Raw genomic sequence first — 16,268 nt, forward strand, 5'->3', positions numbered from 1 at the left:
CTTCGCGATCCGCGAAGGCGGCCGTACCGTCGGCGCCGGCGTGGTGAGCAAGATCATCAAGTAATGCGTTGATCCGGGCGCGCTCGCGCGCCCGGTGTTGTCGGATCGCCCCGGCGCTGTAGCCGGGATCCGGTGACCCGGGGTCGAACCCGGGACACTGGCGGATCCATCGCCCTGCGCGGCAACAGCCAGGCGAGCCGGTGACGGCTCGCCGTTGCCGTCTAAGGAAAACCCGCAAGAAACTGTACGCCAGTAGCTCAATTGGCAGAGCAGCGGTCTCCAAAACCGCAGGTTGGGGGTTCGAGTCCCTCCTGGCGTGCCACTGATGATGCAACCGCTCCGGCGGTCGCACGACGAGCCGGATGAACAGCAAGGTCGAACAACCCAAGTCCAGCGCTGCTGGCGACGTCGTCAAGTACGGGCTGGCCATCGCGCTGGTGGCCGCTGGCGTCTTCGGCTACATCTGGTTCGCGCAGTGGCCGGGCGCGCTGCGCGCGTTGCTGGTCGCGGGTGGCCTGCTGGCCGGCGCGCTGGTGTTCTTCGCCAGCAGCAAGGGCGAGGAGACCCGCGAGTTCCTGTCGGAAGCGCGCTTCGAGCTGCGCAAGGTCGTCTGGCCGACCCGGCAGGAAGCGCTGCGCACCACGTGGGTGGTGATGATCGCAGTGCTGATCCTGAGCCTGATCCTGGCCGGGTTCGATGCGGTCATCCAGTTTTTCATCAAGCTGTTCCTGGGGCGCTGAGGCATGAGCGAAAACGAAAACAAGCGCTGGTACGTGGTCCACGCCTACTCGGGCTTCGAGAAGTCGGTGGCCCAGGCGCTGCGTGACCGCATCGTCCGCGCCGAGATGCAGGACCGCTTCGGCGACGTGCTGGTCCCCACCGAGGAAGTGGTCGAGATGCGCGCCGGCCAGAAGCGCCGTAGCGAGCGCAAGTTCTTCCCCGGCTATGTGCTGGTGCAGATCGAGACCCACGACGAGAACGGCATCCCCCGGATCAACAGCGAGAGCTGGCACCTGATCAAGGAGACGCCGAAGGTGATGGGGTTCATCGGCGGCACCGCCGACCGCCCGCTGCCGATCGCCGACCACGAAGCCGCCGCCATCCTCAACCGGGTGCTGGAGGGGGTCGAGAAGCCCAAGCCGAAGGTGCTGTTCGAGGCCGGCCAGATGGTCCGCGTCGTGGACGGTCCGTTCAACGACTTCAACGGCGTGGTCGAGGAAATCAATTACGAGAAGAGCCGCCTGCGCGTCGCAGTGCTGATCTTCGGGCGCTCGACCCCGGTCGAGCTGGAATTCGGGCAGGTCGAGAAGGCCTGACCCGGCTGATTCGCCCGGGCGAGTGGTTCGCCCGGGCAACAACGCGAGGAGCCCCGCAGCCGACGGCGTGCAGGCGACCGTACTCGCAGGAGCAACGCAATGGCTAAGAAAGTTCTGGGTTACATCAAATTGCAGGTGAAGGCCGGCCAGGCCAATCCGTCGCCGCCCGTGGGCCCCGCCCTCGGCCAGCGCGGCCTGAACATCATGGAGTTCTGCAAGGCATTCAATGCCGCGACCTCCAAGCTGGAGCCTGGCCTGCCGATCCCGACCGTTATCACCGCGTACTCGGATCGCACCTTCACCTTCATCACCAAGACGCCGCCCGCGTCGATCCTGTTGAAGAAGGCCGTGGGGATCACCTCCGGGTCCAAGCGCCCCAACACCGACAAGGTGGGCAAGGTCACCCGCGCCCAGCTCGAGGAGATCGCCAGGACGAAGGAGCCCGACCTGACCGCGGCCGATCTTGAAGCGGCGGTGCGGACGATTGCGGGCTCGGCCCGTTCCATGGGTCTGGTGGTGGAGGGTTAAGACATGGCGATGACCAAGCGTGAGAAGGCCATCAAGGCCGCTGTGGTACCGGGCAAGGCGTACGCCTTCGACGACGCCATCCAGATCGTGAAGACCGCGACGAAGTCCAAGTTCGTCGAGTCCGTGGACGTCGCGGTGCGCCTGGGCGTGGACGCGAAGAAGTCCGACCAGCAGGTGCGCGGTTCGACCGTGCTGCCGGCCGGTACCGGCAAGTCCGTCCGCGTCGCGGTGTTCTGCCCCCCGGGTGCGAAGGCCGACGAGGCCCTGGCAGCCGGCGCCGACGCCGTTGGCATGGATGACCTGGCCGAGAAGATGCAGGGTGGCGACCTGAACTACGACGTCGTGATTGCAACGCCGGACGCGATGCGCGTCGTCGGCAAGCTGGGCACCCTTCTTGGTCCGCGCGGCCTGATGCCGAACCCGAAGGTCGGTACGGTTTCGCCGAACCCCGGCGATGCGGTCAAGAACGCCAAGGGCGGCCAGGTCCGGTACCGCACCGACAAGGCCGGCATCATCCATTGCACGATCGGCAAGGCCGATTTCGACGATGCCTCGCTCAAGAGCAACCTGGAAGCGCTGCTGCTGGACCTGGTCAAGGCCAAGCCGGCGACCTCCAAGGGCCAGTACCTGCAGAAGGTATCGGTCAGCTCGACCATGGGTCCCGGCGTGGCCGTTGACCAGTCGAGCCTGGCGCTGAAGTGACGTTGGACCCGCGTGCGATGCACGCGGGTTCGTGATCGGGTCCATCGCTCGCCGCGCCAGTGGGGGCGATGGACGGTTTCAACGGTGTCGGAGGCAGTTTTCCGGCATCGCATTTTTGAGGGCATCGCACGGGGTCCATACCCCGCGCGATCGCCGTCAAAGACCGCAGGCGCGGTCTGCGCGCAATGACGACGGGCACGGAAGCTCGATACGGCAAGGAGTCGTCGTCAATGCCGGCGGGAGCGCTTAATCCGGTCCTTCGGGACCAGGGCCTGCGTAGATGGTGCCGCCCCCTCTGGAAATCTCTGGAAGGGCCGCCACCGGGACGCGAGAGCGTCCCCGACGCCAATGGAAGGTGTCGCCCAGGACCGTCTGCGGCAGGAGCCGCGGGCGGAATTCAATTGGAGGAGTGCAATGGCTCTTAATCTGTCCCAGAAGCAAGAAGTCGTCGCCGAAGTGGCTGAAGTCGCCTCGAAGGCCCACTCCCTGGTCGCTGCCGAGTACGCAGGCGTCCCGGTCAGCCAGCTGACCGCGATGCGCAAGAAGGCTCGCGAATCCGGCGTTTACCTGCGCGTGGTCAAGAACACCTTGGCCTCGCGTGCGGTCGCCGGGACCGATTACGAGTGCGTCCAGGACGTGCTCGTCGGTCCGCTGCTGTATGCGTTCTCGACCGAGGAGCCCGGCGCTGCCGGGCGCCTGATCAAGGAATTCGCCAAGGGCAACGACAAGCTGCAGGCCAAGGTCGTCGCGTTGGGGGGCCAGCTGTATCCGGCCAGCCACGTCGACGTGCTGGCTTCGCTCCCGACCCGTGACCAGGCGCTGGCGATGCTCGCCCGCGTGCTGTCCGAGCCGGCCGCGATGTTCGCGCGCGCGGTCAAGGCCGTGGCCGACAAGCAGGGCGGTGGCGAAGAAGCCCCCGCCGCCGAAGCGACGGCGGAAACGGCCTGAACGGCCGACCCGCCCCGGCGGGTGTTTTCCGAACCCCATTCGTAAGATCAATTTCCAGAGGTAAATGAAAATGTCCCTGTCCAACGAGCAGATCGTCGACGCCATCGCCGAGAAGTCCCTGATGGAAGTGATGGAGCTGGTGAAGGCCATCGAAGACAAGTTCGGCGTCTCCGCCGCCGCCCCGGTTGCCGCTGCCGGCCCCGCCGCCGCGGCCGCCCCGGTCGAGGAGCAGACCGAGTTCACCGTCGTGCTGAAGGCTGCCGGCGAGAAGAAGGTCGAAGTCATCAAGGCCGTCCGTGCCATCACCGGCCTGGGCCTGAAGGAAGCCAAGGACCTGGTCGAAGGCGCACCGAAGGACGTGAAGGAAGGCGTGTCCAAGGACGAGGCCGAGAAGCTGAAGAAGGATCTCGAGGCCGCTGGCGCGACCGCCGAGCTGAAGTAAGCAGTACTTGCGTCGCCGGGCGTTACAGGCGACCACGAAGGCTGGGGGCGAAAGCCCCCGGCCTTTGGCCGTTCCAGTTGATATCGATACGCGTCACTGAACCACCGACAAAGAGTTGGCAGTTGGAAGTAGCGGGAGATGGCGTGCTGGTGCCGGCAATACCAGCGACTTCCAACTGACTATTCCCCCGGATCGCAGTGCGATCCCCCAGGGCCGCGCGGACCGATCCCCGCGCACCGCTGCCAGGCAGCGGGCCCACATGTAAACCGAGGCGGTAGCTCCCATGACCACAGCTTCCACGACCAATTACTCGTTCACCGAAAAGAAGCGCATCCGCAAGGACTTCGGAAAGCGCAAGTCGATCCTGGAGGTCCCATTCCTCCTGGCGATCCAGGTGGACTCCTATCGCGCTTTCCTGCAGGAAAACGTCGAACCGTCCAAGCGCGCCGACCGTGGCCTGCACGCCGCGCTCAAGTCGGTGTTCCCGATCAGCAGCTACAGCGGCAACGCCGCGCTGGAGTACGTGGGCTACAAGCTGGGCGAGCCCGCGTTCGACGAGCGCGAGTGCCGCAACCGCGGCCTGAGCTACGGCGCCCCGCTGCGCGTGACGGTGCGCCTGGTGATCTACGACCGCGAGTCCTCGACCAAGGCCATCAAGTACGTGAAGGAGCAGGAGGTCTACATGGGCGAGATCCCGCTCATGACCGACAACGGCACCTTCATCGTCAATGGCACCGAGCGCGTCATCGTCTCCCAGCTGCACCGCAGCCCGGGCGTGTTCTTCGACCATGACCGCGGCAAGACCCACTCCTCGGGCAAGCTGCTCTACAGCGCCCGCATCATCCCCTACCGCGGCTCCTGGCTGGACTTCGAGTTCGACCCGAAGGATGGCCTGTTCACCCGCATCGACCGTCGCCGCAAGCTGCCGGTGACCGTGCTGCTGCGTGCGTTGGGCTACAACAACGAAGAGATGCTGGCCGAGTTCTTCGAGGTCAACACCTTCCATATCGATCCCAAGGAAGGCGTCCAGCTGGAGCTGGTGCCCGAGCGCCTGCGCGGTGAAACCCTCGACTTCGATCTCTCCGATGGGGAGAAGATCATCGTCGAGGCGGGCCGCCGCATCACCGCGCGCAACGTCAAGCAGCTCGAGCAGGCCGGCGTTGCCGCGCTGGCGGTGCCCGACAGCTACCTGGTGGGGCGCATCCTGTCGCACGATGTCGTCGACGCCACCACCGGCGAGCTGATCGCCAGCGCCAACGACGAGATCACCGAAGAGCAGCTCGAGGCCTTCCGCAAGGCCGGGATCGAGGTGGTCGGGACCATCTGGGTCAATGACCTGGACCGTGGCCCGTTCATCTCCAACACGCTGCGCATCGACCCGAGCAAGACCCAGCTCGAGGCGCTGGTGGAGATCTACCGGATGATGCGTCCGGGCGAGCCGCCGACCAAGGACGCCGCGCAGAACCTGTTCCACAACCTGTTCTTCACCTTCGACCGCTACGACCTGTCGGGCGTGGGCCGGATGAAGTTCAACCGCCGTATCGGGCGCAAGGAAACCACCGGTGCGTCGGTGCTTTACGACGCCAAGTACTTCGCCGAGCGCAAGGACGAGGAGTCCAAGCGCTTGCGCCAGGAGTGCGGCGGTGGCTCGGACATCCTCGACGTGCTCAAGGTCCTGACCGAGATCCGCAACGGCCGTGGCACGGTCGACGACATCGACCACCTGGGCAACCGCCGCGTGCGTTCGGTCGGTGAAATGGCCGAGAACACCTTCCGCGTGGGCCTGGTCCGCGTCGAGCGCGCGGTCAAGGAGCGCCTGTCGATGGCCGAGTCCGAGGGCCTGACCCCGCAGGAGCTGATCAACGCCAAGCCGGTGGCCGCCGCGATCAAGGAGTTCTTCGGCTCCTCGCAGCTGTCGCAGTTCATGGACCAGAACAACCCGCTGTCGGAAGTCACCCACAAGCGCCGCGTATCGGCCCTTGGCCCGGGCGGCCTGACCCGTGAGCGCGCCGGCTTCGAAGTGCGCGACGTGCACCCCACGCATTACGGCCGCGTCTGCACCATCGAGACGCCGGAAGGCCCGAACATCGGCCTTATCAACTCCCTTGCCGTGTTCGCCCGCACCAACCAGTACGGCTTCCTCGAGACGCCGTACCGCAAGGTCGTGGACGGCAAGGTCACCGACGACGTCGAGTACCTGTCGGCGATCGAGGAGAACGAGTACGTCATCGCCCAGGCCAATGCCACCCAGGACGACAAGGGCAAGTTGACCGCGCAGTTCGTGGCCTGCCGCTTCCAGGGCGAGTCGCTGCTCAAGCCGCCGGCCGAGGTCGACTTCATGGACGTCTCGCCGATGCAGACCGTGTCGGTCGCCGCGGCGCTGGTTCCGTTCCTGGAGCACGACGACGCCAACCGCGCACTGATGGGCGCCAACATGCAGCGCCAGGCCGTGCCGACGCTGCGCTCGCAGAAGCCGCTGGTGGGCACGGGCATCGAGCGCGCCGTGGCGCGCGACTCGGGCGTGACGGTCAACGCGCTGCGCGGCGGCACGATCGAGCAGATCGACGCGGCCCGCATCGTGGTCAAGGCGAATGAGGATGAGATTTCCGGTGAGACCGATGCCGGCGTCGACATCTACAACCTGATCAAGTACACGCGTTCCAACCAGAACACCTGCATCAACCAGACCCCGCTGGTGAAGGTGGGCGACGTGATCGCCCGCGGCGACGTGCTGGCCGACGGCCCGTCCACCGACATCGGTGAGCTGGCGCTCGGGCAGAACATGCTGGTCGCCTTCATGCCGTGGAACGGCTACAACTTCGAGGACTCGATCCTGCTCTCCGAGCGCGTGGTCGAGGAGGATCGCTACACCACGATCCATATCGAAGAACTCACCGCTGTCGCCCGCGACACCAAGCTGGGGCCGGAGGAGATCTCCGCCGACATCCCCAACGTCTCCGAGAGCGCACTCAACCGCCTCGACGAGTCCGGCGTGGTCTACATCGGCGCCGAGGTGCGTGCCGGCGACATCCTGGTCGGCAAGGTCACGCCCAAGGGCGAGAGCCAGCTGACCCCGGAAGAGAAGCTGCTGCGTGCGATCTTCGGCGAGAAGGCCTCCGACGTTAAGGACAGCTCGCTGCGCGTGCCCCCGGGCATGGACGGCACCGTCATCGACGTGCAGGTCTTCACCCGCGACGGCATCGAGAAGGACAAGCGCGCCAAGCAGATCGAGGAATCCGAGATCCGCCGCGTCAAGAAGGATTTCGACGACCAGTTCCGCATCCTGGAAGGGGCGATCTACGCGCGCCTGCGCGGCCAGTTGATCGGCAAGGTCGCCAATGGCGGCCCGGGCGTGAAGAAGGGCGAGACCGTCACCAGCCTGGTGCTGGACGGCCTGAAGCGGTCGGAGTGGTTCGGCCTGCGCATGAAGGACGAGGAAGCCGTCGAGGCGATCGAGCGCGCCCAGAAGCAAATCGAGGTGCACGAGAAGGAATTCGAGAAGCGCTTCGCCGACAAGCGCGGCAAGATCACCCAGGGCGATGACCTTGCCCCGGGCGTGCTGAAGATGGTCAAGGTGTTCCTGGCGGTGAAGCGCCGCATCCAGCCGGGCGACAAGATGGCCGGCCGACACGGCAACAAGGGCGTGGTGTCCACGATCGTCCCGGTCGAGGACATGCCCTACAGCGCCAGCGGCGAGACCGTCGACATCGTGCTCAACCCGCTGGGCGTGCCGAGCCGAATGAACATCGGCCAGATCCTCGAAGTGCACCTGGGCTGGGCCGCCAAGGGGCTGGGCCAGAAGATCCAGCGCATGCTCGAGGCGCAGCAGAAGATCGCCGACCTGCGCAAGTTCCTGGACGACATCTACAACCACGACATCAAGCTGCACGGCGAGCGCGTCGACCTCAAGCAGTTCAGCGACGAGGAACTCCTCACGCTGGCCCGCAACCTGGTCGATGGCGTGCCGATGGCCACGCCGGTGTTCGACGGCGCGGCCGAGACCGAGATCAAGCGCATGCTCGAGCTCGCCGAACTGCCATCCAGTGGCCAGACCGTGCTGCACGACGGTCGCACCGGCGAGGCGTTCGATCGACCGGTCACCATCGGCTACATGCACATGCTGAAGCTGAACCACCTGGTCGACGACAAGATGCATGCACGCTCGACCGGCCCGTACTCGCTCGTCACCCAGCAGCCGCTGGGCGGCAAGGCGCAGTTCGGCGGCCAGCGCTTCGGTGAGATGGAAGTCTGGGCACTGGAGGCCTACGGCGCGGCCTACACCCTGCAGGAAATGCTGACGGTGAAGTCCGATGACGTGCAGGGCCGCAACCAGATGTACAAGAACATCGTCGACGGCGAGTACGAGATGGTCGCCGGCATGCCGGAGTCCTTCAACGTACTGGTGAAGGAAATCCGCTCGCTCGCGATCAACATGGAGCTGGAAGAGAACTGAGGTCGAGCCGGGGGCGCCGCACCCAGCGCGCGCCCCGGCCCGTATCCCCGTTAGCCAGCCCTTCGACGATTTACTCCTCCACGGAGAAAGAAAATGAAAGACCTGCTCAACCTGTTCAACCAGCAGCGTCCCGTGCTCGACTTCGACGCGATCAAGATCGCGCTGGCGTCGCCGGACCTGATCCGTTCGTGGTCCTTCGGCGAGGTCAAGAAGCCCGAGACCATCAACTACCGCACCTTCAAGCCCGAGCGCGACGGCCTGTTCTGCGCCGCCATCTTCGGACCGATCAAGGACTACGAGTGCCTGTGCGGCAAGTACAAGCGCATGAAGCACCGCGGCGTGGTCTGCGAGAAGTGCGGCACCGAGGTCACCCTGGCCAAGGTGCGCCGCGAGCGCATGGGCCACATCGACCTGGCCAGCCCGGTCGCGCACATCTGGTTCCTCAAGTCGCTGCCTTCGCGCATCGGCCTGATGCTGGACATGACCCTGCGTGACATCGAGCGGATCCTGTACTTCGAGGCGTTCGTGGTGACCGAGCCGGGCCTGTCGCCGCTCGAGCGCGGCCAGCTGCTCAATGAAGAGCAGTTCATGCAGGCGCGCCAGGAGCACGGCGACGACTTCGAGGCCGCGATGGGTGCCGAGGCTGTCTACGACCTGCTGCGCACGATCGACCTGCAGTCGGAGATGGTCCAGCTGCGCGAGGACATCGCCGCCACGGGTTCGGAAACCAAGCTCAAGCGACTGACCAAGCGGATCAAGCTGGTCGAGGCGTTCCTGGAGTCGGGCAACCGTCCGGAATGGATGGTCATGACCGTGCTGCCGGTGCTGCCGCCGGACCTGCGTCCGCTGGTGCCCCTGGACGGCGGCCGCTTCGCGACCTCCGACCTCAACGACCTGTACCGCCGCGTCATCAACCGCAACAACCGCCTGCGTCGCCTGCTGGAGCTCAACGCGCCCGACATCATCGTGCGCAACGAGAAGCGCATGCTGCAGGAGTCGGTCGATGCCCTGATGGACAACGGCCGCCGCGGCCGCGCCATCACCGGCACCAACAAGCGTCCGCTCAAGTCGCTGGCCGACATGATCAAGGGCAAGCAGGGCCGGTTCCGCCAGAACCTGCTCGGCAAGCGCGTGGACTACTCGGGCCGTTCGGTCATCGTGGTCGGCCCGTACCTGAAGCTGCACCAGTGCGGCCTGCCCAAGAAGATGGCGCTTGAGCTGTTCAAGCCCTTCATCTTCGCCAAGCTGCAGCGCCGCGGCCTGGCCACCACCATCAAGGCGGCCAAGAAGCTGGTCGAGCGCGAAGAGGCGGAAGTCTGGGACATCCTCGAGGAAGTCATCCGCGAGCACCCCGTGCTACTCAACCGCGCGCCGACCCTGCACCGGCTGGGCATCCAGGCGTTCGAGCCGGTGCTGATCGAGGGCAAGGCCATCCAGCTGCACCCGCTGGTCTGCACCGCGTTCAACGCCGACTTCGACGGTGACCAGATGGCCGTCCACGTGCCGCTTTCGCTGGAAGCCCAGCTGGAAGCGCGTGCGCTGATGATGGCGTCCAACAACATCCTGTCGCCCGCCAACGGCGAGCCGATCATCGTGCCGTCGCAGGACGTCGTGCTGGGCCTGTACTACATGACCCGCGAGCTGGTCGGCAAGAAGGGCGAGGGCATGGCCTTCGCCAACGTCGCCGAGGTCAAGCGCGCCTATGACAACCGCGTCGTGGAGCTGCACGCCAAGGTCAAGGTCCGCATCACCGAGACGGTGACCGGGGAAGACGGCGAACGCAGCCGCAAGACGTCGATCGTCGACACGACCGTCGGCCGTGCACTGCTGCAGGAAATCCTGCCGGAGGGCCTGCCGTACGCACTGGCCAACGTCGAGCTGACCAAGAAGAACATCAGCCGCCTGATCAACTCCTGCTACCGCATGCTGGGGCTGAAGGACACCGTCGTGTTCGCCGACCAGCTGATGTACACCGGCTTTGCCTACGCCACGCGTGCGGGTGTGTCGATCGGCATCGACGACATGACCATCCCGCTTGAGAAGAAGGGCATCCTGGACGAGGCCGAGGCCGAGGTCCTGGAAATCCAGCAGCAGTACCAGTCGGGCCTGGTCACCGCCGGCGAGCGATACAACAAGGTCGTCGATATCTGGTCGCGCACCAACGAGCGCGTGGCCAAGGCGATGATGGACGCGATCGGCACCGAGAAGGTGCAGAACGCCGCGGGCGAGACCGTCGACCAGAAGTCGATGAACTCGATCTACATCATGGCCGACTCCGGCGCGCGTGGTTCGCAGGCGCAGATCCGCCAGCTGGCCGGCATGCGCGGCCTGATGGCCAAGCCCGACGGCTCGATCATCGAGACGCCGATCACCGCGAACTTCCGCGAAGGCCTGAACGTCCTGCAGTACTTCATCTCGACCCACGGTGCACGAAAGGGCCTGGCCGATACCGCGCTGAAGACCGCGAATTCCGGTTACCTGACCCGTCGCCTGGTCGACGTGGCGCAGGACGTGGTCATCACCCAGACCGACTGCGGCACGATGGCCGGCCTGACCATGACGCCGATCGTGGAAGGTGGCGACGTGGTCGAGCCGCTGCGCGACCGCGTCCTGGGCCGCATGGTCGCCGAGGACGTGTTCCTCCCCGGCGAGGACGAGGATCCGATCGTCACCCGCAACACCCTGCTCGACGAGCAGTGGGTGGCCAGGCTGGAGGACGCCAGCGTCCAGTCGATCAAGGTGCGCTCGACGATCACCTGCGAATCGTCCTTCGGCGTGTGCGCGCACTGCTACGGCCGCGACCTGGGCCGTGGCCACCTGGTCAACCATGGCGAGGCCGTCGGCGTCGTCGCGGCCCAGTCCATCGGCGAGCCGGGTACCCAGCTGACCATGCGTACGTTCCACATCGGTGGTGCGGCATCGCGTGCGGCGGCGATCGACAACGTCACCGTCAAGACCACTGGTTCGGTCAAGTTCAACAACCTAAAGCACGTTTCGCACGCCGCCGGCCATCTGGTCGCGGTGTCGCGCTCGGGCGAGTTGTCGATCCTCGACACCCATGGCCGCGAGCGCGAGCGTTACAAGCTGCCCTACGGCGCAACCGTGGCGCTCAAGGACGGCGGCGCGGTCAAGGCCGGCCAGCAGGTCGCCAACTGGGACCCGCATAACCACCCGATCGTGTCGGAAGTGGCCGGGTTCATCCGCTTCGTCGACTTCGTCGACGGCGTGACCGTGATCGAGAAGACCGACGAACTGACCGGCCTGGCCTCGCGCGAGATCACCGACCCCAAGCGCCGCGGCACCCAGGCCAAGGACCTGCGTCCGATCGTCCGCATCGTCGACAAGAACGGCAACGACCTGTCGATCCCGGGGACCGACCTGCCGGCGCAGTACCTGCTGCCGCCCAAGTCGATCGTCAACCTGCAGGACGGCGCCCCGGTGGGCGTGGGCGACGTGGTCGCCAAGATCCCGCAGGAGGCGTCCAAGACCCGTGACATCACCGGCGGCCTGCCGCGCGTGGCCGACCTGTTCGAGGCGCGCAAGCCCAAGGATCCGGCGATCCTGGCCGAGCGCTCGGGCATCGTCAGCTTCGGCAAGGACACCAAGGGCAAGCAGCGCCTGATCATCCGCGACACCGATGGCAGCGAGCATGAGGAGCTGATCCCCAAGTACCGCCAGATCATCGTGTTCGAAGGCGAGCACGTGGAGAAGGGCGAGACCGTGGTGGACGGCGAGTCGACGCCGCAGGACATCCTGCGCCTGCTGGGCGTGGAGCCGCTGGCGGTCTACCTGACCAAGGAAATCCAGGACGTCTACCGGCTGCAGGGCGTGAAGATCAACGACAAGCACATCGAGGTGATCGTTCGCCAGATGTTGCGCAAGGTGGAGATCACCGACGGCGGGGACAGCAAGTTCCTGCACGGCGAGCAGGTCGAGCGCCAGCGGTTTGTCGAGGAGCTGGCCCGGGTCGTGGGCCGCAACGAGATCGTGCCGCAGTTCGAGCCGGTCCTGCTGGGCATCACCAAGGCGTCGCTGGCCACCGAGTCGTTCATCTCGGCCGCGTCGTTCCAGGAGACCACCCGCGTGCTGACCGAAGCCGCCGTGCGCGGTACCCGTGACGGCCTGCGTGGCCTGAAGGAGAACGTGATCGTCGGCCGCCTGATCCCGGCCGGCACCGGCCTGGCGTACCACACCCAGCGGCGCAAGAACGCCTCGGGCCTGACCGACTCGGAAATGGAGGCGCTGGCCGCCCCGGTTTCCGTCGAGGCAGAGGCCGGGGTGGACGCGGGCGAGGAGTCCAGCGCCACGTAACATGCGGTAACCGGCGGGCCCGCCCTTGGCGGGCCCGCCCCAGATCACCAAATGAGGCGCAGGGAGCGCCTCGTGTTGGGCCCAGGGCAGGGCGGGATCACAGGAGGCGTCGTGGACCACCCCGGTGGCGCGATCGTTGCTCCGCACTGGCTCGCGTTGACGGCAACGTTAGGCGCGGGCTATACTTTTCCGTCTCGGTGGGCCGGTTGTATCCGGCTTGCCGTTCGTTTTTCAACAAGGCCCATGGCACTCCGCCCGGCCTTACTTCAAAGAGTTCCAGATGGCGACGATCAATCAGCTGGTCCGCAAGCCGCGGCAGGCGCCTACGTTCAAGAGCACTTCCCCGGCGCTCGATAACTGCCCGCAGCGCCGTGGCGTCTGCACCCGTGTCTACACCACGACCCCGAAGAAGCCCAACTCGGCCCTTCGCAAGGTCGCCAAGGTGCGCCTGACCAACGGTTACGAGGTCATCTCGTACATCGGTGGCGAAGGCCACAACCTGCAGGAGCACTCCGTGGTCCTGATCCGCGGCGGCCGCGTCAAGGACCTGCCGGGCGTGCGCTACCACACTGTCCGCGGTTCGCTGGACGCCGCCGGCGTCACCAAGCGTCGCCAGGCCCGTTCGAAGTACGGCGCCAAGCGCCCGAAGTCCTGAGGAATCTGACCCATGTCGCGTAAAGGCTCCACCCCGCAGCGTTCCATCCTGCCCGACCCCAAGCACGGCAGCGAGACGATCGCGCGCTTCATCAACATGGTCATGCTGAGCGGCAAGAAGTCCGTCGCCGAGAAGATCGTCTACGGCGCCATGGATGCCATCGGCGAGAAGAACCCCAATGCGCTCGAGCTGGTCGAGAAGGCGCTGGGCAACGTGTCGCCGGCGGTTGAGGTCAAGTCCCGCCGCGTCGGTGGCGCGACCTACCAGGTGCCGGTCGAAGTGCGCCAGTCGCGCCGCATGGCGCTGGCCATGCGCTGGCTGATCGAGTCGGCCCGCAAGCGTGGCGAGAACAGCATGCCCCGCAAGCTGGCAGCCGAACTGATCGATGCCTCCGAAAGCCGGGGCGGCGCGATCAAGAAACGTGAAGAGACCCACCGCATGGCGGAAGCGAACAAGGCGTTCGCCCACTACCGCTGGTGAGTCGAGGGCGTCGATGACGACGCCCGCCGGGTGTCGTTGGCGCACAGCGCCCTGACGCCCCTCCGTGACGCCGGCAACCGGCGTCGCATGTCGAATCGGAGGCCGCCGCAAGGCGGCATCCGGCCATTTCCGGCCCCGCTTTCAACGGGCCCAAAAATACGAGAATCGCCGTGGCTCGCACCACTCCCATCGAGCGTTACCGCAACTTCGGCATCATGGCCCACATCGATGCCGGCAAGACCACCACGTCCGAGCGCATCCTGTTCTACACGGGTGTCAGCCACAAGATCGGCGAAGTCCATGACGGCGCCGCCACGATGGACTGGATGGAGCAGGAGCAGGAGCGCGGCATCACGATCACGTCGGCGGCAACCACCGCCTTCTGGTCGGGCATGGACAAGTCGCTGCCGCAGCACCGCTTCAACATCATCGACACCCCGGGCCACGTCGACTTCACCATCGAGGTGGAGCGTTCGCTCCGCGTGCTCGATGGCGCGGTGTTCGTCCTGTGTGCGGTCGGTGGCGTGCAGCCGCAGTCCGAGACCGTGTGGCGCCAGGCCAACAAGTACTCCGTGCCCCGCCTTGCGTTCGTCAACAAGATGGACCGAACCGGTGCCAACTTCGACAAGGTCGTCGAGCAGCTGAAGTCGCGCCTGGGTGCCTACCCCGTGCCGATGCAGGTGCCGATCGGCGCCGAGGACGGCTTCGAGGGCGTGGTCGACCTGCTGAAGATGAAGGCGATCCACTGGGACAATGCGTCGCAGGGCACCACCTTCGAATACCGCGAAATCCCCGCCGACCTGGCCGACAAGGCCGCCGAGGCGCGTAGCTTCATGATCGAGGCCGCCGCAGAGGCTTCCGAAGAGTTGATGGACAAGTACCTCAACGGCGGCGAGCTCACGGAGGCCGAGATCATCGCCGGCCTGCGCGAGCGCACGCTGCAGGTCGAGGTCATCCCGGTGTTCTGTGGCACGGCGTTCAAGAACAAGGGCGTGCAGGCCATGCTCGACGGCGTGATCCAGCTGCTGCCTTCGCCGGCCGATCGCCCGCCGGTGCAGGGCATCGACGAGGACGAGAAGGAGGACACCCGCAAGGCGTCCGACAGCGAGCCGTTCTCCGCGCTCGCCTTCAAGATCATGACCGATCCGTTCGTGGGTTCGCTGACCTTCTTCCGCGTCTACTCGGGCACGCTCAATTCCGGCGACCAGGTCTACAACCCGGTGAAGTCGCGCAAGGAGCGCGTGGGTCGCATCCTGCAGATGCACTCCAACAACCGCGAGGAAATCAAGGAAGTCCGCGCCGGCGACATCGCCGCGGCCGTGGGCCTGAAGGACGTGACCACCGGCGACACCCTGTGCGCCCAGGACCACATCATCACGCTGGAGCGCATGGTGTTCCCGGAGCCCGTGATCTCGATGGCGGTGGAGCCCAAGACCAAGTCCGACCAGGAGAAGATGGGCCTGGCGCTGGGTCGACTCGCGCAGGAGGATCCGTCCTTCCGCGTGCGTACCGACGAGGAATCCGGCCAGACCATCATCGCCGGCATGGGCGAGTTGCACCTTGACATCATCGTCGACCGCATGCGGCGCGAGTTCAACGTCGAGGCCAATGTCGGCAAGCCGCAGGTGGCCTACCGAGAGACCATCCGCAAGGCGGTCAAGTCCGAAGGCAAGTTCGTGCGCCAGTCGGGCGGCAAGGGCCAGTTCGGCCACGTATGGCTGGAGATCGAGCCCGCCGAGACCGGCGCGGGATATTCGTTCGAGAACGCCATCGTCGGCGGCGTCGTGCCCAAGGAATACATCCCGGCGGTCGACAAGGGCATCCAGGAAGCCGTTGCCAACGGCATCATGGCCGGCTATCCGATCGTGGACGTCAAGGTGAAGCTGGTCGACGGCTCGTACCATGAGGTCGACTCCTCGGAAATGGCGTTCAAGATCGCCGGTTCGATGGGCTTCAAGGATGGCTTCATGAAGGCCAGCCCGGTGCTGCTCGAGCCGATGATGAAGGTCGAGATCGTCACTCCCGAGGATTACCTCGGCGACGTGATGGGCGACGTCAGCCGTCGTCGCGGCATCCTCCAGGGGCAGGACGACAGTCCGTCGGGCAAGATCATCAACGCCATGATTCCGCTGGGCGAGATGTTCGGCTACGCGACCACCTTGCGCTCCATGTCGCAGGGCCGCGCGACCTTCACGATGGAGTTCGATCATTACGCCGAGGCGCCGACCAACATCGCCGAAACCGTGATGAAGAAGTCCTGATCCCCGGATCCGGCGGGCCGCGCGTCCGCCAACCCCTACAAGAAAATCCAACTCAAGTTCAGAGGTAATGCATCATGGCCAAGGGTAAGTTCGAGCGCACCAAGCCGCACGTGAACGTCGGCACGATCGGTCACGTCGACCACGGCAAGACGACGCTGACGGCGGCGCTGAC

The 16,268-nt window shown here is 65.8% G+C and carries 12 protein-coding genes and 1 tRNA gene; all 13 read left to right on the forward strand.

The window, feature by feature from the left end; all coding sequences use genetic code 11:
• The first annotated feature begins 246 nt into the window (after nucleotides 1-246).
• Nucleotides 247-322: transfer RNA gene (locus ACJQWL_RS13775), tRNA-Trp, on the forward strand.
• A gap of 40 nt (nucleotides 323-362) precedes the next feature.
• The gene (secE, locus tag ACJQWL_RS13780; protein WP_330969639.1) at nucleotides 363-740 is read left to right on the forward strand and encodes a preprotein translocase subunit SecE; all 378 of its coding nucleotides are present in this window, start codon (nucleotides 363-365) and stop codon (nucleotides 738-740) included.
• A 3-nt stretch (nucleotides 741-743) separates the two neighbouring features.
• Nucleotides 744-1,316 (forward strand): transcription termination/antitermination protein NusG, encoded by a 573-nt coding sequence (gene nusG / locus ACJQWL_RS13785; protein ID WP_330969638.1) that lies wholly within the window; start codon nucleotides 744-746, stop codon nucleotides 1,314-1,316.
• Between the two features lie 99 nt (nucleotides 1,317-1,415).
• Complete coding sequence (gene rplK / locus ACJQWL_RS13790; RefSeq protein ID WP_330969637.1) at nucleotides 1,416-1,844, forward strand: 50S ribosomal protein L11; 429 nt, start codon at nucleotides 1,416-1,418, stop codon at nucleotides 1,842-1,844.
• Between the two features lie 3 nt (nucleotides 1,845-1,847).
• On the forward strand, nucleotides 1,848-2,546 hold the full coding sequence (rplA, locus tag ACJQWL_RS13795) for a 50S ribosomal protein L1 (RefSeq protein WP_330969636.1): 699 nt from the start codon (nucleotides 1,848-1,850) through the stop codon (nucleotides 2,544-2,546).
• 414 nt (nucleotides 2,547-2,960) lie between these two features.
• Nucleotides 2,961-3,494: a 50S ribosomal protein L10 gene (rplJ, locus tag ACJQWL_RS13800; RefSeq protein WP_330969635.1), complete on the forward strand. Its 534-nt coding sequence runs from the start codon at nucleotides 2,961-2,963 to the stop codon at nucleotides 3,492-3,494.
• 70 nt (nucleotides 3,495-3,564) lie between these two features.
• Nucleotides 3,565-3,936, forward strand: a complete 372-nt coding sequence (gene rplL, locus ACJQWL_RS13805; protein ID WP_330969634.1) for a 50S ribosomal protein L7/L12 — start codon at nucleotides 3,565-3,567, stop codon at nucleotides 3,934-3,936.
• 283 nt (nucleotides 3,937-4,219) lie between these two features.
• Nucleotides 4,220-8,389, forward strand: a complete 4,170-nt coding sequence (gene rpoB / locus ACJQWL_RS13810) for a DNA-directed RNA polymerase subunit beta (RefSeq protein ID WP_330969633.1) — start codon at nucleotides 4,220-4,222, stop codon at nucleotides 8,387-8,389.
• 93 nt (nucleotides 8,390-8,482) lie between these two features.
• Nucleotides 8,483-12,700, forward strand: coding sequence for a DNA-directed RNA polymerase subunit beta' (gene rpoC / locus ACJQWL_RS13815; protein WP_411300969.1), 4,218 nt, complete (start codon nucleotides 8,483-8,485; stop codon nucleotides 12,698-12,700).
• A gap of 280 nt (nucleotides 12,701-12,980) precedes the next feature.
• A complete protein-coding gene (rpsL, locus tag ACJQWL_RS13820; protein WP_330969631.1) occupies nucleotides 12,981-13,355 on the forward strand; it encodes a 30S ribosomal protein S12 in 375 nt (124 codons plus the stop codon).
• Between the two features lie 12 nt (nucleotides 13,356-13,367).
• Nucleotides 13,368-13,835, forward strand: coding sequence for a 30S ribosomal protein S7 (gene rpsG, locus ACJQWL_RS13825; RefSeq protein WP_330969630.1), 468 nt, complete (start codon nucleotides 13,368-13,370; stop codon nucleotides 13,833-13,835).
• A gap of 170 nt (nucleotides 13,836-14,005) precedes the next feature.
• A complete protein-coding gene (gene fusA / locus ACJQWL_RS13830) occupies nucleotides 14,006-16,096 on the forward strand; it encodes an elongation factor G (RefSeq protein ID WP_330969629.1) in 2,091 nt (696 codons plus the stop codon).
• A 74-nt stretch (nucleotides 16,097-16,170) separates the two neighbouring features.
• Nucleotides 16,171-16,268 (forward strand): GTP-binding protein (locus ACJQWL_RS13835; protein WP_031270842.1); only part of this gene is annotated, 98 nt, incomplete at its 3' end.

The organism is Novilysobacter viscosus (assembly GCF_046600715.1).
Lineage (GTDB): Bacteria > Pseudomonadota > Gammaproteobacteria > Xanthomonadales > Xanthomonadaceae > Lysobacter_C > Lysobacter_C viscosus.

Coding starts and splice junctions, on each gene's coding strand:
- secE (WP_330969639.1), top strand. CDS start 363: ATGAACAGCAAGGTCGAACAACCCAAGTCCAGCGCTGCTGGCGACGTC.
- nusG (WP_330969638.1), top strand. CDS start 744: ATGAGCGAAAACGAAAACAAGCGCTGGTACGTGGTCCACGCCTACTCG.
- rplK (WP_330969637.1), top strand. CDS start 1,416: ATGGCTAAGAAAGTTCTGGGTTACATCAAATTGCAGGTGAAGGCCGGC.
- rplA (WP_330969636.1), top strand. CDS start 1,848: ATGGCGATGACCAAGCGTGAGAAGGCCATCAAGGCCGCTGTGGTACCG.
- rplJ (WP_330969635.1), top strand. CDS start 2,961: ATGGCTCTTAATCTGTCCCAGAAGCAAGAAGTCGTCGCCGAAGTGGCT.
- rplL (WP_330969634.1), top strand. CDS start 3,565: ATGTCCCTGTCCAACGAGCAGATCGTCGACGCCATCGCCGAGAAGTCC.
- rpoB (WP_330969633.1), top strand. CDS start 4,220: ATGACCACAGCTTCCACGACCAATTACTCGTTCACCGAAAAGAAGCGC.
- rpoC (WP_411300969.1), top strand. CDS start 8,483: ATGAAAGACCTGCTCAACCTGTTCAACCAGCAGCGTCCCGTGCTCGAC.
- rpsL (WP_330969631.1), top strand. CDS start 12,981: ATGGCGACGATCAATCAGCTGGTCCGCAAGCCGCGGCAGGCGCCTACG.
- rpsG (WP_330969630.1), top strand. CDS start 13,368: ATGTCGCGTAAAGGCTCCACCCCGCAGCGTTCCATCCTGCCCGACCCC.